Source organism: Caulobacter rhizosphaerae, assembly GCF_010977555.1.
Lineage (GTDB): Bacteria > Pseudomonadota > Alphaproteobacteria > Caulobacterales > Caulobacteraceae > Caulobacter > Caulobacter rhizosphaerae.
This window is the reverse complement of the sequence record NZ_CP048815.1, coordinates 4,492,708-4,514,358: the sequence shown is the minus strand read 5'-3', so window position 1 is coordinate 4,514,358 and position 21,651 is coordinate 4,492,708. Positions and strand designations below refer to the sequence as shown.

At 68.1% G+C, this 21,651-nt stretch carries 20 protein-coding genes; 15 read left to right on the top strand and 5 right to left on the bottom strand.

From position 1 onward, the window contains the following. Positions 1–54 precede the first annotated feature (54 nt). Positions 55–672 (top strand): DUF3617 domain-containing protein, encoded by a 618-nt coding sequence (locus G3M57_RS20560; RefSeq protein ID WP_056761262.1) that lies wholly within the window; start codon positions 55–57, stop codon positions 670–672. An 8-nt stretch (positions 673–680) separates the two neighbouring features. On the opposite strand, the gene G3M57_RS20555 is transcribed toward G3M57_RS20560, so the two are convergent. After that, the gene (locus G3M57_RS20555; RefSeq protein WP_163232685.1) at positions 681–1,883 is read right to left on the bottom strand and encodes an acetyl-CoA C-acyltransferase; all 1,203 of its coding nucleotides are present in this window, start codon (positions 1,881–1,883) and stop codon (positions 681–683) included. A gap of 231 nt (positions 1,884–2,114) precedes the next feature. Here G3M57_RS20555 and G3M57_RS20550 point away from each other — a divergent pair, with 231 nt between their 5' ends. The 3 genes from G3M57_RS20550 to G3M57_RS20540 all read left to right on the top strand — a co-directional run bounded on the left by G3M57_RS20550 (position 2,115) and on the right by G3M57_RS20540 (position 3,493). Then, the gene (locus G3M57_RS20550) at positions 2,115–2,618 is read left to right on the top strand and encodes a winged helix-turn-helix transcriptional regulator (RefSeq protein WP_163232683.1); all 504 of its coding nucleotides are present in this window, start codon (positions 2,115–2,117) and stop codon (positions 2,616–2,618) included. Next, positions 2,615–2,827, top strand: coding sequence for a hypothetical protein (locus G3M57_RS20545; RefSeq protein ID WP_163232681.1), 213 nt, complete (start codon positions 2,615–2,617; stop codon positions 2,825–2,827). The genes G3M57_RS20550 and G3M57_RS20545 overlap by 4 nt, the downstream gene beginning before the upstream one ends. Positions 2,828–2,983: 156 nt before the next feature. Further along, entirely contained in the window at positions 2,984–3,493 is a 510-nt protein-coding gene (locus G3M57_RS20540) for a sugar transferase (protein WP_230983969.1), read from the top strand. 1 nt (position 3,494) lies between these two features. On the opposite strand, the gene G3M57_RS27765 is transcribed toward G3M57_RS20540, so the two are convergent. The 4 genes from G3M57_RS27765 to flgK all read right to left on the bottom strand — a co-directional run bounded on the left by G3M57_RS27765 (position 3,495) and on the right by flgK (position 8,272). After that, complete coding sequence (locus G3M57_RS27765; RefSeq protein ID WP_255355534.1) at positions 3,495–3,626, bottom strand: hypothetical protein; 132 nt, start codon at positions 3,624–3,626, stop codon at positions 3,495–3,497. A 310-nt stretch (positions 3,627–3,936) separates the two neighbouring features. Then, on the bottom strand, positions 3,937–5,145 hold the full coding sequence (gene mnmA / locus G3M57_RS20535; RefSeq protein WP_056761277.1) for a tRNA 2-thiouridine(34) synthase MnmA: 1,209 nt from the start codon (positions 5,143–5,145) through the stop codon (positions 3,937–3,939). Positions 5,146–5,224: 79 nt separating this feature from the next. After that, on the bottom strand, positions 5,225–6,148 hold the full coding sequence (locus G3M57_RS20530) for a flagellin (protein ID WP_056761280.1): 924 nt from the start codon (positions 6,146–6,148) through the stop codon (positions 5,225–5,227). A gap of 9 nt (positions 6,149–6,157) precedes the next feature. Further along, positions 6,158–8,272, bottom strand: a complete 2,115-nt coding sequence (gene flgK / locus G3M57_RS20525; protein ID WP_163232679.1) for a flagellar hook-associated protein FlgK — start codon at positions 8,270–8,272, stop codon at positions 6,158–6,160. 403 nt (positions 8,273–8,675) lie between these two features. Here flgK and fliK point away from each other — a divergent pair, with 403 nt between their 5' ends. The 11 genes from fliK (at position 8,676) to G3M57_RS20470 (ending at position 21,633) form a co-directional block, all read left to right on the top strand. Continuing rightward, a complete protein-coding gene (fliK, locus tag G3M57_RS20520; RefSeq protein ID WP_163232677.1) occupies positions 8,676–10,361 on the top strand; it encodes a flagellar hook-length control protein FliK in 1,686 nt (561 codons plus the stop codon). Positions 10,362–10,372: 11 nt separating this feature from the next. Beyond that, positions 10,373–11,059: a flagellar hook assembly protein FlgD gene (locus G3M57_RS20515; RefSeq protein ID WP_056761288.1), complete on the top strand. Its 687-nt coding sequence runs from the start codon at positions 10,373–10,375 to the stop codon at positions 11,057–11,059. Between the two features lie 145 nt (positions 11,060–11,204). After that, on the top strand, positions 11,205–12,875 hold the full coding sequence (flgE, locus tag G3M57_RS20510; protein WP_056761290.1) for a flagellar hook protein FlgE: 1,671 nt from the start codon (positions 11,205–11,207) through the stop codon (positions 12,873–12,875). A 169-nt stretch (positions 12,876–13,044) separates the two neighbouring features. Further along, positions 13,045–13,326 (top strand): CtrA inhibitor SciP, encoded by a 282-nt coding sequence (sciP, locus tag G3M57_RS20505; protein WP_007675208.1) that lies wholly within the window; start codon positions 13,045–13,047, stop codon positions 13,324–13,326. A gap of 246 nt (positions 13,327–13,572) precedes the next feature. After that, complete coding sequence (gene fliF / locus G3M57_RS20500; RefSeq protein ID WP_056761295.1) at positions 13,573–15,219, top strand: flagellar basal-body MS-ring/collar protein FliF; 1,647 nt, start codon at positions 13,573–13,575, stop codon at positions 15,217–15,219. A 3-nt stretch (positions 15,220–15,222) separates the two neighbouring features. Then, positions 15,223–16,239 (top strand): flagellar motor switch protein FliG, encoded by a 1,017-nt coding sequence (gene fliG, locus G3M57_RS20495; RefSeq protein ID WP_056761298.1) that lies wholly within the window; start codon positions 15,223–15,225, stop codon positions 16,237–16,239. Between the two features lie 12 nt (positions 16,240–16,251). Next, positions 16,252–16,893 (top strand): FliH/SctL family protein, encoded by a 642-nt coding sequence (locus G3M57_RS20490; RefSeq protein WP_056761301.1) that lies wholly within the window; start codon positions 16,252–16,254, stop codon positions 16,891–16,893. A gap of 5 nt (positions 16,894–16,898) precedes the next feature. Further along, positions 16,899–17,234, top strand: a complete 336-nt coding sequence (gene fliN / locus G3M57_RS20485; RefSeq protein WP_035072446.1) for a flagellar motor switch protein FliN — start codon at positions 16,899–16,901, stop codon at positions 17,232–17,234. Between the two features lie 85 nt (positions 17,235–17,319). Continuing rightward, entirely contained in the window at positions 17,320–18,684 is a 1,365-nt protein-coding gene (gene flbD, locus G3M57_RS20480) for a sigma-54-dependent transcriptional regulator FlbD (protein ID WP_163232675.1), read from the top strand. Between the two features lie 135 nt (positions 18,685–18,819). Next, positions 18,820–20,931 carry a flagellar biosynthesis protein FlhA gene (gene flhA, locus G3M57_RS20475; RefSeq protein ID WP_056761308.1) on the top strand — a complete coding sequence of 704 codons (2,112 nt, stop codon included), beginning with the start codon at positions 18,820–18,822 and terminating at the stop codon, positions 20,929–20,931. A gap of 129 nt (positions 20,932–21,060) precedes the next feature. Then, positions 21,061–21,633, top strand: coding sequence for a hypothetical protein (locus tag G3M57_RS20470; RefSeq protein ID WP_056761311.1), 573 nt, complete (start codon positions 21,061–21,063; stop codon positions 21,631–21,633). Positions 21,634–21,651: the final 18 nt, after the last annotated feature.

Sequence of the window (21,651 nt, the reverse complement as noted above, 5' to 3'; positions counted from 1 at the left end):
CGCGCCAGGCGCGTTAGTGGACTCTTGGGGGCTAACGCGCGAGCGAGGTGGGCGATGCGAACTCTCTTGGTGTTTGTGGCGTTCGGAACCCTGGCGGCGGCCGCGGCCGCCTGTGGCCAGAAATCAGAGACCCAGACGTCCGGGACCGGGGCGGCGGCGGGGCCGAAGGCCGCGACCGCGGTGTCGGACACCGTGGCTCCGGCCGCCGCAACGCCCGCGCCGACGGGCTGGCCCAAGCGCAAGCCGGGCCTGTGGACCCAGACCATGACCCTGCAGGCCCAGGGCTTCACGCGCAGCTTCCGTTTCTGCGTCGACGCGACCAGCGACCAGAAGATGGGGCTGGACAGCCAGGGCGACGACAAGCGTTGCCAGCGCAGGTCGATGACGCGCGGGGGCGATGGAAGCTGGACGGTCGTCTCGGCCTGCGACATGGGCCCGGCCGGCAAGATCGACAGCACCATCCATGTCGCGGGCGATTTCGACACCCGCTACGTGATGGAGGTCGCCAGCACCACGACGGGCGCCGCCCAGCCGGCGATGAACGGCGAGCACAAGATGTCGATGACCGCCGAATGGTCCGGCGCCTGCCCGGCCGGCTGGAGCGGCGGCGACGTCGAGATGCCGGGCGGCCGGCGGATCAACCTGCTGACCAAGGCCGTCCCGGGCCAGTAGGGCGCGCCCTAAACCAGCTCCACCGCCATCGCCGTGGCCTCGCCGCCGCCGATGCACAGCGAGGCCAGCCCCTTCTTGCCGCCACGCGCTTGCAATGCCGCGATCAGGGTGCAGAGGATGCGTGCGCCCGAGGCGCCGATCGGGTGGCCCAGGGCGCAGGCGCCGCCGTTGACGTTCAGCTTGTCGTCCGGGATGCCCAACTCCTGCTGTGCGATCATGGCGACCACGGCGAAGGCCTCGTTGACCTCGAACAGGTCGACGTCGGCGACCGACCAGCCGGCCTTGCTCAGCGCCTTCTTCATCGCCGGCACGGGAGCGGTGGTGAACAGGGCCGGTTCGTGGGCGTGGGCGGCGTGGGCGACGACACGGGCGACCACCGGCAGGCCCAGGCGCTGGGCCACACTTTGCCGGGTCATGACCAGGGCGGCCGCGCCGTCGCTGATCGAGGACGAGTTGGCCGCCGTGATCCCGCCGTCGCGGGCGAAGGCCGGGCGCAGGGTGGGGATCTTGCCGGCGTCGGCTTTCAGCGGCTGCTCGTCCTGGCTGATCGTTTCGACGCCCTTGCGGGTGGTGACGCTCACCGGGGTGATCTCGGCGGCGAAGGCGCCGGAAGTCACCGCCTTCTGCGCCTTGGCCAGGCCCTTGACCGCATAGTCGTCCATGGCCTCGCGGCTGAACTGGTAGGTGGCGGCGCTGTCCTCGGCGAAGGCGCCCATCAGCTTGCCCGGCGTGTAGGCGTCCTCCAGTCCGTCCAGGTACATGGAGTCCAGCATCTGGTCGTGGCCGATGCGCGCGCCCGAGCGGTGCTTGGTCAGCAGGTAGGGCGCGTTGGTCATGCTCTCCATGCCGCCGGCCACGATGATCTCGGCGCTGCCGGCCGCCAGGGCGTCATGGGCCATGATCGCCGCCTGCATGCCGCTGCCGCACATCTTGTTGACCGTCGTCGCCTCGACCGACTTGGGCAGGCCGGCCCCGATCGCCGCCTGGCGGGCGGGGGCCTGGCCGAGGCCGGCGGGCAGCACGCAGCCCATGAAGATCTGCTCGACCTGGTCGCCGGAGACGCCCGCCCGCTCGATCGCCGCCTTCACCGCCGTCGCCCCCAGTTCGGTGGCCTTGGCGCCCGCCAACGCGCCCTGGAAGCCGCCCATGGGCGTGCGGGCGAACGAGACGATGACGATTGAATCGCCGGAAGACTTGAAGGCCTCGGACATGCTGGAGCTCCACCCATTTTGTGTTCTGGGAATTTCGCGGCGGAATAAACCCTCTTCGGCGCGGCGGGCGCAAGGGTGTTCCGCAAAAAGCGGGCGACGGAGGAATGCAGACATTTCCGCCGCCGCCACGCAGTGCGCAACCGAGAGAGTCAATTGCTATAGAAAACCTACTCCTGTGGGTCTGCAAAAGCAACCCTTGCATTCCCCCGCGTAAGGCTTCACCCTCGCGGAATGGGCCGCACCGCCGACTACACCAATGAACGCTGCGCCATCGCCGCCACCCTCGAGGTCGTCGGCGATCCGTGGACCCTGCTGATCCTGCGCGACGCCTTCCAGGGCGTGAAGCGGTTCGAGCAGTGGCAGGAGCGGCTGGGCGTGGCGCGCAACGTCCTGGCCGCCCGCCTCAAGAGCCTGGTGGCCAACGGGGTGCTGGAGCCGCGTCGCTATTCGGAACGCCCGCCACGCCAGGAATATGTGCTGACGCCCAAGGGGCGCGCCCTGTCGCCGGTGCTGCTGACCATGGCCGAGTGGGGCGACCAGCACGTCTACGGCCTGGGCAAGGGGCCGGTGCACTTCGTCCACAAGACCTGCGGCTGGGACTTCCATCCCAAGCTGGCCTGCGAGGCCTGCGGCCAGATCGTCGATGGCCGCGACCTGGGCCGGGTGGTGCATGAGGAACAGGCCCTGACGGTCGGCCAGGCCCTGGAGGCCTCGGCCAAGATCGCCGCCGAGTGAGCTTTCGCTTCCACGTCCATCGCGCCAAGCCGGCCTACCGGCTGGTGACGGCGGAGGGGGCGGGTTTTCCGGCCGGCGCCGATCCGGAAGACTGGCGCTTCACCCGTGTGCGTGAGCGCGCCGACACCAATCCCGACGTGGCGCGGCTGGTCGACGAAACCGGCTACTGCCTGTTTAGGATCGGGCTGAGATTCAGTGAGGTGGTTTGATCCACAGGTTTTGACAACTCTGTCGGAACCCCGACCCAAACTTTGCGTTTTGAGCCCTCGAGCGCGTCGCGCTCGGGCGGGGGCGCCCGGGGTTCAGTGGGGTTGGCGTTGGTGGAAGCGACGGGGCGAACGGGCGTGGCCGCCCCCGCCAGAAGCGTGAGCAAGCGGACATTGGACGTGCTGGGCGCGATCTTCGTCCTGCTGTTCTTCCTCCCTGTCGGCCTGGTGATGCTTGTCGGGATCCGCTGCTGCCGGCCCGGCCCCATCTTCTTCCGCGAGGAAACCCTCGGGCTGAACGGCCGCACCTTCGGACGCTGGCGGCTATATCGGCCGGCGCAGGACGAGAGTCTGTTCGATCAGGTGCTCTGGCGGGCGGGACTGGGCGACCTGCCATCGGCTGTCAACGTCATCGACGGCGACATGTCGCTGATCGGGCCCAGGCCGCAGTCGCCCGGGCAGGACGCCTATCTGCGCAAGGGGCGGCCGGACTACGGACGGCGCCTTGAGGCGCGGCCCGGAATGATCTGGCCGCGCGGCGCCGAGGGCGAGCCGTCGTGGAGCGCCGAGCTGGACTATGTCGCTCGATGGTCGGTGCTCGCGGACCTGAGGGTGGCGGCCCTCTACGCGGTCCAGGGATTGTTCCGCGAGGAACAGGGCGTCGATTAGATCAGTGGGCGAGGATCGCCAGGCCAACGATCAGACCGGCCCACAAACCAAGATTGCCCAGGATCACGCTCAGCCGGGTCAGCGAGACGTGGCGCTCTTGGCGGTGCTTGTAAGTGTAGGCTGCGGTGGTCATGGTCCTCTAACTCCGAATTCTACAATCCCGTCAAAAAATCGACGCGGACATACAGTAGATACGTATGCATGCCACAAAAGTTTCGCATGTCACTCGCTCAATGGGCGATTTCGCGTCTTGAGCCATGATTATTTTGCCGCATGTCCTTCACGGAGCGCCAATTTTTATCAGTGGTGTCAAATAACCGTGCCCGACGACCGAATTCTTCATCTTCAAGACGTTGATCGGCGCAAAGCACGTCTGGCGTGCATTCTGATCGGCAAGGCGCAAACGAACATGAAGATTCGGCGTGCCGCTTGGCCGTCGACCTTTAGGTCGCCGCCCGTTCGGTCGCCGCGATGAACCCGCCGCCCAGGACCCGCTCGGGATCGGCGGGGTCGTACAGCACGCAGGCTTGGCCGGGAGCGACGCCTTCTTCCAGCCCGTCGAACACCAGGCGCGGTTCGCCTTGCTCCAGGACTAGGCGGCCTGGAACGGGTTCGCGGGTCGAGCGCACGCGGGCCAGCACCGGCGCGCCGGCGGCGGCGGCGGCCTCAAGGCTGTCCTCGACGCCTAGCCAGTTGCCTTCCTTCAGCGACAGGGCCCGGGTCAGCAGCGCCTCGCGCGGGCCAACGATGACCTGGCGCTTGTCGGCGTCGATCCGGACCACGAACAGCGGGTCGCCGACGGCGATGTTCAGGCCCCGCCGCTGGCCGATGGTGTAGCGGGTCACGCCCTCGTGGCGGCCCAGCACGCGGCCGTCCAGGTGCACCATGTCGCCGGGCAGGGCGCCCTGCGGCCGGATCCGGTCGATCACCGTGGTGTACTTGCCCTCCGGCACGAAACAGATGTCCTGGCTGTCGGGCTTGTCGGCGATGGCCAAGCCCAGCTCGGCGGCCACCTGGCGCACGGTCGGCTTGTCCATGCCGCCCAGGGGGAAGCGCAGGAAGTCCAGCTGCTCGGCCGTGGTGGCGAACAGGAAATAGCTCTGGTCCTTGGCCGGGTCGGCGGCGCGACGCAGCTGCGGGCGATTGCCGCCGCCGGCCATGGACCGCTGCACGTAGTGCCCGGTGGCCATGGCTTCGGCGCCCAGGTCGCGGGCCACGTCCAGCAGGTCGCGGAACTTGACGGTCTGGTTGCAGCGCACGCACGGGATCGGCGTCTCGCCGCGCAGATAGGCGTCGGCGAAGTCCTCGATCACCTGTTCCTTGAAGCGGCTTTCGTAATCGAGCACGTAGTGCGGGATGCCGATCCGCTCGGCCGCCATGCGCGCGTCCAGGATGTCCTGGCCCGCGCAGCAGGCGCCCTTGCGCGAGATCGCCGCGCCGTGGTCGTAGAGCTGCAGGGTGACGCCCACCACGTCGTAGCCGGCCTTGGCCAGCAGGGCGGCGGTGACGGTGGAGTCGACGCCGCCGGACATCGCCGCGACGATCCGCGTCCCGACCGGCAGGCCCACGGCCTCGCGCGCCTGCTCGACCGCCCGGTCAAGGGCGGAGGTGTCGGGGGCAAAGAGAGCGGTGTCGGCGTCCATCGCGGCCATATAGCGGTTCGGGGCCGGTTTTGCGAGGTTTGGGGTGTCGCGGCCGGGGACAGGCGCATGCGCCTGTCCCGAAAGGCGCCTACCTCAGCACGTTCAGCAGCGACGAGTTCTGCAGGCTCGAGAACACCTGGGCCGAAGCCTGGACGGCCAGCTTGGCCGACTCCAGGCGGGTGATCGCCTCGGCCATGTCGACGTCGGTGATGCCGCCGACCATGGTGCTCAGGGTGTCGGCCTGGTCCGACAGCTCGGTCTGGGCGGTCTCGAAGCGTTTCTGGTTCAGGCCGTTCTGCGCCTGGGCGGTGGTCAAGCCGGTCTTCACCGCGTCGAAGGTGGGCAGCAGGCCGCCCAGGAAGTTGCTCTGGGCCTGGGTCAGCTTGCCGGTGAAGGGACCGTTGGCGTCGACATAGGCCTGGACTTGCTTGAAGGCGTTGTAGACGCCCGTGCCCAGCTGGTCGGCCAGCTGGCCGGTGTCGACCGAGGTGGTGTCGTCGATGCGGTTGCTGGTGATGTACTGGTCGTTCTGGAACAGCGAGGCCGTGCTGGCCGCCGCGGTCAGGTCGGCCATGCTGGTGGCGGTGGTCGGCTGGGTGTCCGACTTGGCGCCGGCGAACACGTAGCGGCCGTTGAACTTGCTGTTGAGGCCCTGGACCACGTCGCCGAACGCGCCGTTCATCTGCTGCATCAGGGTCTCGGCGCTGCCGGCGGCGATGGCGTTGGCGATGGCGTCGCGGGCGTCCTGGGTGGCGTCGGAGACCTGGCCGATGCCGATGTCCTGAACGTCCAGCCGGTTGGAGACCAGGGTCGTCTGGTCCCGGAAGCCGGCCACCTTGGCCTGGGCGGTCTTCATGGCCGTCAGGACCTCGGCGTTCTTGGCGTAGCCTTTCAGGTCGTTGGCGTTCTTCTGGCTGGAAACCTGTTCGCCGGCGACGTTCTGCAGCACCTGCGCGCGCATCAGGTTGCTGGTCATCACGCCGAAGTTGCCGGAGGTGGAGACGCGGGTCATGGCTTAACCTCAAACGATATTGGTGAGGACATCGAACATGTCCTTCGTCGCCTGGATCAGGCGGGCGGAGGCGTTGAACGCCTGCTGGTAGGTGGTCAGGTTGACCAGTTCCTCGTCGAGATTGACGCCCTCCTGCGACTGGCGCTGGGCGTCGACCTCGGTCTTGACGGAGTCGGCCGCTTCCTTGCGGCTGGTGGCTGCGGCCGCCTTGCGGGCGATCGAGCCGCTGAAGTCCGCGCCGTAGTTCAGCACGGTCTTGCTCGAGCCGGCGGTGTCGCCGGCGTTGGCGAAGGCGGCGGTGACGTCGCCGGCCTTGGCCAGGGCCAGGGCGCCGCGGCCGTCGCCGGTCGCCAGGGCCGCGACGCCGGCCGCTACCGTCAGGTCCAGCTTGGCGAACGGCAGCTTGGACGGGTTGGCGTCCATCGCCGGGTCCACCTTGAACAGGCCCCCGCGCGTGCTGCGCTCGCTCATGCCGACGCCGAACAGCTGGCTCAGCGACGGACCGCCGACGCCGCGCTGGGTGGTGTCCTCGACCACCGACAGATTGACCGGGGTGGCGGTGTTGGAGGTGAAGGCCAGCTCGCCCTTCGAACCCAGCGAGAAGGAGCCATAGAGGCCGATGCCGGAATTACGCGAGTTCAGGGCGTCGATGGTTTCCTGCATCGTGCCGGTCCCGGTCGGGATCGCCACCTGGATGTCGCGGATGCGGCTTCCTTCGCTGTCGGTCAGCCGCAGGGTGATGGTCTGGCCCGGCGTGAAGCCGCTGGGGTCGCTGGCGACCATGCCGGTCTCGTAGGGGGAGTAGCCGTCCGAGCGGATGATGTCGTTGAGGCCGAAGAACTGGGAAAAGCCCTTGCCGGCCTTCGTCGAGGGCGTGGTGGCGTCATCGACGATGGCGACGCCGTTGGTGGCGGTCGTGGTGTTCAAGCTCAGTTGGCCGTTGGCGAAGGCCGCCGTGGCCGTGCCGCCCAGGGCGGTGTTCAGCTGGGTCAGGAAATTGGTGTTGGTGAAGGCGGGCCCGGCGGCGCCGTTGACGGTCATGGTCCCGGCGCCGAAGTTGACATCGACGCGCTGGACGATGGCGCCGGCGGCGTTGGTGATGGCGATCGTCGTCTTGCCGGTGAAGTTGGCGAAGGCGGTGTTGGCGTCCAGGCCGGTGTCCTTGCCGGTCAGGCTGTTGGGCGCGGGAACCGAGCTGGCGGCGTTGGAGGCGCGGTTCAGTTCCTCGGCGGCCCGGCTGACGAACTCGCCCAGCTGGTCGGAGAGGTTGGGCAGCTCCTTGTTGCGCAGCTCGAGCAGCCCCTGGATCTCGCCGTTGGTGACCGCCAGGGGCATGACCTGGCCGCCGCTGTTGGCGGTGACGACGGTCAGATAGCCGTTGGCCGGCCCGGACTGGTTGTAGGCGACGGTCGCGGGGCCGTTGCCGGCCAGGGTCACGCCCTCGGCCGAGCGGACCATGACCCCGCCGTTGGAGCGGTCGCTGACCTGGATGTTCATGTAGGTGGACAGCTCGTTGATCAGTCCGCTCTGGACGTTCTCGGAGCCGGTGCCGTCGGCGCCCGCCATCTTGGCGCGGGTGATGTCGACATTCAGGGCGTCGATCTGCTTGAGCAGGTCGTTGACGCGGTCGACGTCGGCGCCGATGCGGTTGTCGGTGTCCTTGATCTGGCTCGACAGCGACGAGGTGATGCGCTTGCTCTCGCCCAGGAAGTCCTCGACCTTGGTGATGGCGCTGCTGCGCAGCAGGGTCGAGGATGGATCATCCGCGGCCATGGAGAAGGCGGCGTAGACGTCGTCCAGGGTGGCGAAGAAGTTGGGCTTGGCGCTGGGATCGCCGAACAGCTTCTGGGCGTTGTCCATGGCGGTGGCGACCGCGCCGGTGCGGCCGGCGTCGGAGGCGCCGTTCAGGCTGGCGGCGGCCATGAACTTGTCGGTGGCCCGCTTGATGGCGTCGATATTGACGCCCACGCCCATGCCGTTCGACACCAGGTTGGACTGGGCGATCGTCTTGCGGACATAGCCGGCAGTATTGATGTTGGCGACGTTGTCGGAGGTGACGCGCAGGCCCGTCTGGGCCGCCATCATCCCCGAAGTCGCCACGTTCAAGATGGTGTTCAACGACATGGTCTATTCTCCGGCCTGCTCGGCAAACCACGAACGGCGCGACGCGACCTTGCCCGGCGAAAAATGCCGGGCGTTGCGGGGTTCGACCCCTTCGGCGATGTGCAAGCCATTGAAAATCATGGCAATTCGTTCCTGACGTCGAGCGAGCGACAGAAAGCCATGCGCAAGGACGGCGCCAACCGGGGGTGGGGCGCGACGACGCGGCAAGCCTGGCCCTTTGCGCCCCGTCCAGCTCGGCAAAAAGCGCCGTGGTCGGCCTATCCCGAGGTGTAAATGCAAGATTAACATCAATTAAAACAGTAGGTTGTGACGAAATTTCGAGTTGGCCCGGCGGTTGCTCAGGGAAGTCCGGATCAAGGCGTGTCCTCTTCGGGCCGCCATCCTCCGTGGACCTGACCGACGCATGACCGCGATCGCCGCTCCCGCTTCCGTCCTGCCTGCCGCCCCGGCCCCCGCCGGCGGCTATGACAAGGACGCGGCCGAAGGCTTCGGCGCGCTGCTGGCCGCAAACGCCAACGCCTCGAACGACAAGGCGACCAGCGAGAAGGGCTCCACGCGGGACGCCCGCGACGCGGACAAGAGCGCCGACCGGGCGCAGGGCGGCAAGGCCTCCAGCGCCAAGGCCGCCGACCGCGTCGCCGACGCCAAGGCCGACAAGGTCGCCGACGCCGCCGAGAAGGTCTCGGACGGCAAGGCGCCCGCCAAGCCCGCCGACGCCCAGGTGACCGACAAGACCTCGAACGCCCAGCCTGCCGACGGCAAGGCCGGCAGCAAGGACCAGGCCGTCGCCGACGCGCCGGCGGCCGTCGACACCGCGGCCGGCCAAGCCGACGCCGCCGCCCAAGCCGCGGCGGCCTTGATCGCCGCCATGCAGGCGCCCGTGGTCGAAACGCCCAAGGCCGTGGCGGAAGCCGCCGCGACCGTCCTGACTGCTCCGGTCGTCCAGGCGTCCCAGAACGTCGAGACCGAGACCGCTGCGGCGCCGACCGTCGTCCAGGACGCCCAGGCGCTGGCGCTTCCCGCCGCCGCCCTGGCGACCGACGCCCCGGAGTCCGCCCCGGTCCTCGATCTGCCGCAGACGCCGGAGGCCTCGGCCGCCGAACTGGCCGCGGTCGCGGCTGCGGCCGCCAAGTCCAAGGCCGGCTCGGCCGCTCCGGCCGCTGCGGCCGCCAAGGCTGACGCGACGCCGACCGTTGCGACACCGGCTGCTCCGGTCGCTGAGGCCGCCGCCGCCCTGGCGCCGGACCGCGCCGAACCCGCCCCTGTCCAGGCCGCCGCCGCCCAAGCCGCCGCGCCGGAAGTCGCGTCGGTGACCGCCAAGGTGGTCAAGCCGGCCGAACCGAAGACCGCCGCTTCCACGACGGCGACCGCCGTCGCGGCGGCCGTGGCCGACGCCGCCGCCGAGCCCGCCCACGGCCAGGTCGCCGCTGCGGCCCACGCGGCGACTACGGGTGAAGGCCCGACGGGCGACGGCGCCCAGGACCAGGCCGGCGCCAAGGGCTCGCCCCTGAAGGACGCCGCGCCGGTCGCGACCGCCGCCGACACTTCCGTTCCGGCCCAGACCTTCGTCGCGCCGGGTACGGCGGCGGCTCCGGCCCCCGTGGTCGCGGCCCAACTGCCCAAGGCGGGGCCCGAGACGGTCAACCACCTGACCACCGAGATCGCCAGCAAGGCGGTGGTCGGCAAGACCAGCCGCTTCGACGTCGTGCTGCAGCCGGAAGGCCTGGGCCGCGTCGACGTGCGCATCGAGATCGCCAAGGACGGCAAGCTGACCGCCGCCCTGAACTTCGACAACCCGGCCGCCGCCGCCGACATGCGCGGCAAGTCGGGCGAACTGCGCCAGGCCCTGGCCGCCGCCGGCTTCAACGTCGCCGACAACGCCCTGAGCTTCGACAGCTCAAGCCAGAACCAGGGCGGCCAGAGCCAGAACGCCTTCTTCAATTTCCAGGACGGCGAGAACGGCCGTCAGGCTTTCCACGGCCGCGCCTTCCGATCGGCGCTGGGCGAGGAAATCCCCACCCTGTCCCCGTCCGCCCTGCTGCCCGGCCTTCGCGTCGCCGACAGCAGCGGCGTCGACGTCAGAATCTAGGAGAGCCCGCCATGGTCACGGCCACCACCGCCACCGGCAACGCCACCACCGACAAGATCAACAACTCGCGGAACTCGCTCGCCAACAACGAGCAGACGTTCCTGAAGCTGCTGACCACCCAGCTGAAGAACCAGGATCCGCTGTCGCCCACCGACACGACCCAGATGACCAGCCAGATCACCCAGATGACCGGCGTCGAGCAGCAACTGGTCACCAACGACCTGCTGACGGCCCTGGTGGGCATGAACACCAGCGGCGGCATCAGCGAGGGCGTCAACCTGATGGGCAAGCAGGTCACCGCCGAGACCGACAAGTCGGTGCTCAAGAGCGGCGAGGCCAGCTGGAGCTACACCCAGAGCCGCGCGGCCACAGGGGTCAAGGTCGAGGTCATCGACAAGTTCGGCAAGACGATTGCCACGGTCCTGCCCGACGACATGTCGAGCGGCGACCATACCTTCAAGTGGGACGGCAAGAGCGCCGACGGGACCAAGCAGCCCGACGGCGGTGAATACACCATCAAGGTGACCGCCACCGACGCCCAGGGCACGAACATCACCACGACGGCCAAGGGACGCATCGACGGCGTCGTCACCAAGGTCACCAACGAAAGCGGCGTCAACATGGTCTGGATCGGCGAAACCAAGGTGCCGCTCGACTCCGTGATCGGCGTCACCAACCCCACCACGACGACCACGTAACGGCCGTCACGCACCAGATGAACGGGCGTCAGAACGACGCCGTCGCGGTCTCCCCCAGCGCCACGCTGGCTCCCGAGACCCAAACGCAAACCGCGCTGAGCCTTCAAACCCATTCGTTTTTGAACTTCATCGCAGGATCGCAGTCATGAGCATCAACAGCGCCATGCTCGCCGGGGTTTCCGGCCTGATCTCCAACTCGTCGGCCCTGGCCGCGATTTCGGACAACATCGCCAACGTCAACACGGTCGGCTACAAGCGCAGCTCGGCCAACTTCTCGACCCTGGTCACCGCCCAGAGCAAGAACGCCACCTACAGCGCCGGCGGCGTGAAGGCCACGACGCACCAGTTCATCAGCCAGCAGGGCCTGACCCAGGCCACGACGTCCAACCTGGACCTGTCGATCGCCGGATCGGGCTTCTTCGTCGGCACCGAGAAGCCGGAAGGCCTGACCGCCACCGACACCCGCTCGTTCACCCGCGCCGGCTCGTTCCAGCTGGACAACCTGGGTTACCTGAAGAACGACGCCGGCCTCTATCTGCAGGGCTGGCTGGCCGATCCGGTGACCGGCACCATCACGCCCGACCCGTCGGACCTGACCCAGCTGTCGTCGATCAATGTCGGCACGGTCGGCGGCACCGCCGAGAAGACCACCCGCGTCGGCGTCAACGCCAACCTGCGCTCGGAACAAGCCGTCGCGGCCGCGGCCAATGCGGTGGCCAGCAAGGGCACCCTGACCGACAGCGGCGGCGGCACCGGCGCCTATTCGGTCTATTACAGCCCGACCGGCACGGGGAACCAGTACTCGGTCGAGGTCCGCAAGAACGGCGTGTCGGTCGCGACCGGCGTCAACACCTACGACCCGACGACGGGCGCCCTGCTGACCACGACCCTGCCGGGCACGTCGCCGAACGTCACGGTCGCGCCGGGCGTCACCCTGACCCAGACCCAACTGGGCGTGAACACCAAGGCCGACGCCATCGCCAGCGGCGCCTACGACCCGACGACCCGGTCGATGTCGGACTACGCCGAGGACCCGACCACGGGCGTCAAGCCGGACTTCGAGATCCAGATCCCGGTCTCGGACTCCAAGGGCGGCCAACGCACCGTCACCCTGTCGCTACTGAAGGGCCCGGGCCCCAACGAATGGTTCGCCGAACTGCGCGCCAAGCCTGGCGACCTGGACAACAACACCAACGGGCTGATCAGCTCGGGCAAGATCACCTTCACCACCGACGGCAAGCTGAACTCGGTCGGCAACCTGTTCGGCGGCGTGACCCCGACGGCGATCAATATCGGCGCGTCCGATCCGCTGGCCACCGGTACGACCCCGCGCTGGGCCGACGGCCTGGGCATCGATTCCCAGGACATCCAGATCGACCTGGCCAGCGCCGCCGGCGGCCTGACCCAGTACAACAGCCAATCGGTGGTTCAGTCGGTCAACACCAACGGCACCGCCTTCGGCAACCTGACCAATATCGAGGTCGACGACCAGGGCTATGTCTCGGCGATCTTCGACAACGGCGTGACCCGCCGGATCGCACAGGTTGCGATCGCCACGTTCTCGAACCCCAACGGATTGAAGGGCGTGAACGGAAATGCATATCGCGTCACCAACGAAAGCGGCACCTATAGCCTGAAGACTCCGGGCCAGGGGGGCGCGGGCGTGATTGCTCCGTCCACGCTGGAAGCTTCGACGGTCGACTTGTCGACGGAGTTCACCGGGTTGATCACGACGCAGAGAGCCTATTCGGCTTCGTCGAAGATCATCACCACTGCGGACCAGATGCTAGAAGAGCTTCTGAGCATTAAACGGTAATTACAGGTCTTAACTGACCTTAATTGTCCTGTGTCACATTGATACATCACGGGAGTAGGGAGAAAGCCTCGTGTTTCAGTCTTTCTTTACTATTGGAATTAAGCGCCTGTTATTTCCCGGCGCGTATATTCCTCTCCAACAGTGATGGTTGTGGGAAAGGCGTAAAGCCATGTTGCAGCAGCAGCGCACGAACAGCCGGGGTGAGAAGTACGTGATCGGTCCGACCGGCGCGCCGCTGACTCTCTCCGACTTGCCGCCTCCGGAAACCCAGCGTTGGGTGATCCGGCGCAAGGCCGAAGTGGTGGCCGCCGTCCGCGGTGGTCTCCTCTCGCTCGACGAGGCGTGCGATCGGTACAAGTTGACCAACGAGGAGTTTCTCGCGTGGCAACAGTCGATCGATCGTCACGGCCTGGCGGGTCTGCGGACCACTCGGCTTCAGCAGTACCGCTAGTCAGCGGGCCGGAAGTCCATGTCGTACGGGGGTTTTGAGCCCTCGGCGACCTGTCGAACAGTTCAGCGGCCGCGTCCCCCAGGGACGCGGCCGCGACCTTTTGGCGCCCCTGGGACCCCCTTGGAGGGGCCCTTTGTAAACGACCCGTTTACCTTGCACTGGGTAAATCCTGCCTAGCGACGGCGTGCTCCGGCGCGCAGCGGCGGGCGTCCTCTAGGGGGACGCTTTTCAGGGGTAGGGCGTAGGTTGGATAAGTTCCTCAGCGCGATTCAAAGGTTTGGCGTCGGCCGTCTGGCCGCCCTGATCGGCGTCGCCGCGGGCGCGATCGCCGTGATCGCCGCCGTGATGATGATGATGAGCAAGCAGCCCAACGAGCTGCTGCTGTCCAATGTCGACCCCAAGGAATCCGCCGCCGCCACCCAGGCGCTGGACACCGCCGGCATCAAGTACGAGACCAAGAGCGACGGCTCGACGATCTATGTCGCCCGCGACAAGGTCAACGCCGCGCGCCAGCTGATCTTCACCAAGGGCTTGGTGACGTCCGGCTCGGTCGGCTACGAGATCTTCGACACCGGCAACGCGCTGGGCCAGACCGACTTCGTCCAGCAACTGAACCGCCAGCGCGCCCTGCAGGGCGAGCTGGAGCGCACCATCCAGGGCTGGGACGGCGTGCGCGCCGCCCGCGTCCACCTGGTGATCCCCAAGCGGCAGCTGTTCGAGGAAGACGCCGAGAAGCCGACCGCCGCCGTCACCATCAGCACCGGCCGCGAGCCGTCCGCCGACATGGTCCGCGCTGTCCAGAACCTGGTGGCCGGTTCGGTCGCCGGCATGAAGCCCGACGCCGTCAACGTCATCGACCAGCACGGCAAGACCCTGTCGGCCGGCAACGACGAGAGCCTGGCCGGCAAGCTGGCCCAGGACGCCAAGAGCGAGGCCGAGGCCCGCATCGCCAAGACCGTCAAGGACATGATCGACGGCGTGCTGGGCCCGGGCAAGGCGCGCGTCAACGTCACCGCCGACCTCGACCTGAACCGTGTCACCACCCAGGAGCGCAAGTTCGATCCGGACGGCCAGGTCATCCGCTCGGAAAGCACCAACGCCAACAATTCCAGCGAGACCAAGAACGACGACACCGGCGGCGTCACCTCGACCCAGAACATCCCCGGCCAGACCCCGAACGGCTTCCAGCCGCTGGGCGCCAAGCAGGACAGCAACGAGAGCGTCACCAACTACGAGATCTCGGAAAGCACCACGACCACCGTCCAGGAGCCGGGCAAGGTCCGCAAGGTCGCCATCGCCGTGGCCGTGGACGGCGTCACCGCCCCTCCCGGCAAGGACGGCAAGCCGGGCGCCTACACTCCGCGCTCCGCCGCCGAAATGGCGCAGCTGGAGCAACTGGTGAAGACCGCCGTCGGCTTCGACCAGACCCGTGGTGACCAGGTCTCGGTGGTCAATGTCCGCTTCCCGCAACCCGAGGACCAGGGTCTGGGCAAGGCTGGCCTGATGGACGGCATCGACAAGAACGACCTGATGCGCTTCGCCGAACTGGGCGTGCTGGCCGTCGTGGCCCTGCTGATCCTGCTGTTCGCGGTGCGCCCGTTCCTGAAGAGCCTGATGAGCCCGCCGCCGACCCCGCTGGGCCTGGCGCTGAACACGCCGCAGATCACCCGCATGGTCACCCTGTCGGACGGCACGACCCAGGAAGTGGTCGTCGACCAGACGGGCGAGCCGATCGCCATCGCCGGTCCCGCCGACATGGATCAACGCATCGACATCGCCAAGATCGAAGGCCAGGTGAAGGCCTCGTCGATCAAGCGGGTCTCGGAGTTCGTCGAAAAGCACCCCGACGAGTCCGTCGCGATCCTCCGCTCCTGGCTGCACGAGTCGGAGTAGGCGATGAAGAGCTCCGTCAACGACGTCAAGAAGCTGGCCGGTCCCGAGAAGGCCGCGATCGTGCTGCTCGCCCTGGGCGAAGAGCACACCGCGATCTGGGAAGCCCTCGACGACGAGGAAATCAAGGAAGTCTCCCAGGCCATGGCCGGTCTGGGCACGGTCTCGGCCTCGGTCGTGGAAGAGCTGCTGGTCGAGTTCGTCTCCGGCATGAGCTCGACCGGCGCGATCATGGGCTCCTACGAGCAGACCCAGCGCCTGCTGTCGGCCTTCATGCCGCCGGAGAAGGTCGACCAACTCATGGAAGAGATCCGCGGTCCCGCGGGTCGGACCATGTGGGACAAGCTGGGCAATGTGAACGAGGCCGTCCTCGCCAACTATCTGAAGAACGAATATCCGCAGACCGTCGCGGTGGTGCTGTCGAAGGTGAAGTCCGACCACGCCGCCCGGGTCCTGGCCTCGCTGCCGGAAGACTTCGCCCTGGAATGCGTCACCCGCATGCTGCGGATGGAGCCGGTGCAGCGCGAGATCCTCGACAAGATCGAGCAGACCCTGCGCACCGAATTCATGTCGAACCTGGCGCGCACCTCCAAGCGCGACAGCCACGAGATGATGGCCGAGATCTTCAACAACTTCGACCGCCAGACCGAGGCCCGCTTCATCGCGGCGCTGGAAGAGCGCAACCGCGAGGCCGCCGAGCGCATCCGCGCCCTGATGTTCGTGTTCGAGGATCTGTCCAAGCTGGATCCGGGCGGCGTCCAGACCCTGCTGCGCGCCACCGGCAAGGAGCAGCTGGCCCTGGCCCTGAAGGGCGCCTCGGACAAGCTGCGCGAGATGTTCTTTTCGAACATGTCGGAGCGCGCTTCGAAGATCATGCGCGAGGACATGGAAAGCATGGGTCCGGTCCGCCTGAAGGACGTCGACCAGGCCCAGGTCGCCATGGTGCAGGTCGCCAAGGACCTAGCCGCCAAGGGCGAGATCATGCTGGCCGGCGCCGGCGCCGAAGACGAACTGATCTACTAGGGAGATGGCTGAATGACCGACATCGCCCACAAGCGCTTCACCTTCGACACCGTGTTCGACGACCACGGCGGCATGAGCGCGCCGCCGAGGGTGAAGAAGAACTTCACCCTGGAAGAGCTGGAAGAGGCCAAGGCGCAAGCCTACGCCGCGGGCGAGCAGTCGGCGGTGGCCCAGGCCGAGCGCGAGGCCGCCATGGCCCTGAACACCGTCGGCCAGGCGATCCACAGCGCCTTCTCGACCCTGGCCGCCGTGGCCCACGAGCACCGCGAAGGCTCGGCGATGCTGGCCCTGGCCTGCGGCCGGGCCATCGCCGACGCCGCCCTGGACCAGTTCCCCGAGGCCCCGACCCAGGCGGCCCTGGTGGCCCTGGCCCGCGAGGTCGAGGCCAGCCCGAAGCTGACCGTCCGCGTCGCCCCTCATCTGGTCGAGCGCACCCAGGCCGCTCTGGAACAGACCGCCCAGGCCATCGGCTTCCCCGGCCAGATCATCGCCCGGGCCGACGCCGTGCCCCCTGCCGCCTTCCTCCTCGACTGGGGTGACGGGCGCGCGGCCTTCAATCCCGCCGACGCGGCCGCCCGCGTCACCCAAGCCCTCGAAGCCGCCATCGCGGCCGAGGGTCTCCACGCTGAACCTCTTGCGCCTAGCGAAGGCTGACCGCCATGTCCGAAGACAACCTCACCCTCGACGAATTCGGCGGCAGCATGCTGGCCTCCGAAATGCCGGTCGAACTCAGCGACAAGATCGCGTCGGACCTGGCGCCGGTCTTCGACGTGCCGGTCAACATCTCCGCCGTGCTGGGCCGGGCCCACATGTCGGTGGCGCAACTGCTGCAGCTGTCGGCCGGCTCGATCCTGGAGCTCGACCGCAAGGTCGGCGAGGCGATCGACATCTATGTGAACAACCGCCTGGTGGCCCGCGGCGAGGTCGTCGTCGTCGACGAGCGCCTGGGCGTGACCATGACGGAAATCATCAAGGACGGCGACGCCGCCGGCTGATCGCCGCGAGTGGCGCTCCCGAGCGTCGAGTGAAGCTTAAACGGTTTGAATACGGGGCACGTAAGGCCCCAACGGAGAGAAAACGATGCGCCTCCTGGTCGTCGGAAAACTGAACGGACAGCTCTCGGTCGCCGTGAAGATGGCGATGAACACCGGGGCCAAGGTCTCGCACGTCGAGACCACCGAGGCGGCGACCCACGCGCTGCGGGCCGGGCAGGGGGCGGACCTGCTGATGGTCGAGTACACGCTCGACATCGCCGGCCTGATCGCCACCAACGAGTCCGAGCGGATCCGGGTGCCGGTGGTGGCCTGCGGCGTCGACGCCGACCCGATGCGGGCCGCCGCCGCCATCAAGGCCGGGGCCAAGGAATTCATCCCGCTGCCGCCCGACGCCGAGCTGATCGCCGCGGTCCTGGCCGCCGTCACCGACGACAACCGCCCGATGATCGTCCGCGACCCGGCCATGGAGAACGTCATCCGCCTGGCCGACCAGGTGGCCCCGTCGGAAGCCTCGATCCTGATCACCGGCGAGAGCGGCTCGGGCAAGGAGGTGATGGCCCGCTACGTCCACGCCAAGTCGCGCCGGGCCAAGGCGCCGTTCATCAGCGTCAACTGCGCCGCCATCCCCGAGAACCTGCTGGAAAGCGAGCTGTTCGGCCACGAGAAGGGCGCCTTCACCGGCGCCGTGGCCCGCCGGGTCGGCAAGTTCGAGGAAGCCAACGGCGGCACCCTGCTGCTGGACGAAATCAGCGAGATGGACGCCCGCCTGCAGGCCAAGCTGCTGCGCGCCATCCAGGAGCGCGAGATCGACCGGGTCGGCGGCTCCAAGCCGGTCAAGGTCGACATTCGCATCCTGGCCACCTCCAACCGCGACCTGGCCGCGGCGGTGAAGGACGGCACGTTCCGCGAGGACCTGCTCTATCGCCTGAACGTCGTGAACCTGCGCCTGCCGCCGCTGCGCGAGCGCCCGGCCGACGTGATCACCCTGTGCGAGCACTTCGTGAAGAAGTACTCGGCCGCCAACGGCGTGGCTGAAAAGCCGATATCGGCCGAGGCCAAGCGCCGGCTGATCGCCCACCGCTGGCCGGGCAACGTCCGCGAGCTGGAGAACGCCATGCACCGCGCGGTGCTGCTGTCGCCGGGCGCCGAGATCGAGGAGTTCGCCATCCGCCTGCCGGACGGCCAGCCCTTGGCCCCGGCGCCGGACGTGGCGGTGGCTCGTGGCGCCCAGATGGCCGCCGACGCCGTGTCGCGCACCTTCGTCGGCTCCACGGTGGCCGAGGTCGAGCAGCAGTTGATCATCGACACCCTGGAGCACTGCCTGGGCAACCGCACCCACGCGGCCAACATCCTGGGCATCTCGATCCGCACCCTGCGCAACAAGCTCAAGGAATATTCGGACGCGGGCGTCTCGGTGCCGCCGCCCCAGGGCGGCGTCGCCGCCGCCTGATCTGGAAAACCGTGTTCGGCGCCCGCGACCATCGGTCCGGCGCCGGACATGGCTAATTTCGGTTAAGACCCTGGCGGGTTCGCGCAAATCGCTTCATGCGCGATTCCTGCCAAGCTAACGGATCGAAGAACCTGAATGGCTGACGCCGCCGCCCCCAAGGCCGCAACCTCCATTCCCAGCGCCAAGTCGCTGTGGGAAGGGATTCTGCGCGGCGAAATGGGACTGGCCCTGGGCGTCGTGGGCATCATCGTCCTGCTGATCATCCCAGTGCCGGCGATCATGCTGGACCTGCTGCTGGCCATCTCGCTGACCGGCGCGGTGCTGATCCTGATGACCGCGGTGCTGATCAAGAAGCCGCTGGAATTCACCTCGTTCCCGACCGTCCTGCTGGTCGCCACCCTCTATCGCCTCGGCCTGAACGTGGCCTCCACGCGCCTGATCCTCGGCCACGGCCAGGAAGGTTCGCACGGGGCGGGCGCGGTGATCGCCGCCTTCGGCAACCTGATGATGCAGGGCAATTTCGTCATCGGGGTGATCGTCTTCATCATCCTGGTGGTGGTGAACTTCATGGTCGTGACCAAGGGCTCGGGCCGGATCGCCGAGGTCGCCGCCCGCTTCACCCTGGACGCCATGCCCGGCAAGCAGATGGCCATCGACGCCGACCTGTCGACCGGCCTGATCGACCAGGACACCGCCAAGCAGCGCCGCAAGGACCTGGAGCAGGAATCGACCTTCTTCGGGGCCATGGACGGCGCCAGCAAGTTCGTGAAGGGCGACGCCGTCGCCGGCCTGATCATCACCGCCATCAATATCATCGGCGGCATCCTGATCGGCGTCGTCCAGCACAAGATGCCGATCGGCGAGGCGTCGGCTTCCTACACCATCATGACCATCGGCGACGGCCTGGTCAGTCAGATCCCGGCCCTGATCATCTCGATCGCCGCCGGCATGGTCGTGTCCAAGGCCGGCGTCGAGGGCAGCGCCAACAAGGCCCTGACGACCCAGCTGGCGATGAACCCGGTCGCCCTGGGCATGGTCTCGGCCTCTTCGGGCGTCATCGCCCTGATCCCGGGCATGCCGATCCTGCCGTTTGCGGCCCTGGCCGTGGGCTCGGGCTTCCTGGCCTATCGGCGCGCTCAGCAGGCCAAGGAGCCGCAACCGCTGGATCCCGCCGCCCTGGCGGCCCTGGCCGAAGCTTCCGCCGAGCCCGAGGAGGAGCCGATCAGCGCCTCCCTGGCCATCGACGACGTCAAGATCGAGCTGGGCTACGGCCTGCTGACCCTGATCAACGACCTGGACGGCCGCAAGCTGACCGACCAGATCCGCGCCCTGCGCAAGACCCTGGCCACCGAGTTCGGCTTCGTGATGCCGCCGGTCCGCATCCTGGACAACATGCGCCTGGCCAACCAGGGCTACGCGATCCGCATCAAGGAGATGGAAGCCGGGGCCGGCGAGGTCCGCCTGGGCTGCCTGATGGCCATGGACCCGCGCGGCGGCCAGGTCGAGCTGCCCGGCGAGCACGTGCGCGAACCCGCCTTCGGCCTGCCCGCCACCTGGGTGGAGGACGCCATGCGCGAGGAGGCCACCTTCCGCGGCTACACCATCGTCGATCCCGCCACGGTGCTGACCACGCACCTGACGGAGATCCTCAAGGAGAACATGGCCGACCTGCTCTCCTACGCCGAGGTGCAGAAGCTGCTGAAGGAACTGCCCGAGGGCCAGAAGAAGCTGGTCGACGACCTGATTCCCTCGGTGGTCAGCGCCACGACGATCCAGCGCGTGCTGCAGGCCCTGCTGAAGGAGCGGGTCTCGATCCGCGACCTGCCGCAGATCCTGGAAGGCATCGGCGAGGCCGCGCCGCACACCGCCTCGGTCATCCAGCTGGTCGAACAGGTCCGCGCCCGCCTCGGCCGCCAGCTGTGCTGGGCCAACCGCGGCGACGACGGGGCCCTGCCGATCATCACCCTGTCGGCCGAGTGGGAGCAGGCCTTCGCCGAGGCCCTGGTCGGTCCGGGCGAGGACAAGCAGCTGGCCTTGGCGCCCTCGCGCCTGCAGGACTTCATCCGCGGCGTGCGCGACGCCTTCGACCGCGCCGCCATGTCCGGGGACAGCGCCGTGCTGCTGACCAGCCCGGGCGTCCGGCCCTATGTCCGTTCGATCATCGAGCGCTTCCGCGGCCAGACCGTGGTGATGAGCCAGAACGAGATCCACCCGCGTGCGCGGCTGCGCACCGTGGGCATGGTCTGAGGCTTCGCCCGGAAAAAGCCGGCAAGCGCCCAGAAATGGTCACGTCCTGTTACCGACTATTTCGGAACCGTTGCCGATAGGTCGCGTTCGGTTTGGCAAGGCGGGGGCCTTCACGACGGAGCGCTACAGATGAAAACCAAGATCGCCATGTTCGCCGCCGCCGCGACTCTTTCGCTGGCCGGCGCCGCTTTCGCCCAGACGACGGGGTCCACCTCGACTCCGGCCACCGGCGCCACGACGCCGTCCGGCCAGACCATGCCGTCGGCCCAGACGACCCCGTCTGGCACGACCTCGGCCACCCCGGCCACGCCCGCCTCGCCGTCGACCGGCACGTCGGCGTCTCCGGCCACGCCGGCCAGCCCGGCCACGGGCGCGGCCGCCTCGACCGGCGCGACCGGCACCGCGGGCACGGCCGGCACGACGGCGGCTGACGCCGACGCGGCGGGCACGCCGTCCTCGGCCAATGTCGCCTTGGACCTGAAGGTCGGCTCCGAAGTCAAGGATCCCTCCGGCGCGGTCGTCGGCACCATCGCCGGCACGACGGCCGGCGCCGACGGCTCGACCAATGTGGTCGTGACCAGCGGCGACAAGAAGTTCGCCCTGCCCAAGGCCAGCTTCAGCGCCGCCGCCACCGGCGGTCTGCAGACCACGGCCACCAAGGCGCAGATCGACGCCACCCTGGCCGGCGCCAAGCCGCAATAACCATCCGGCGTCATCGGA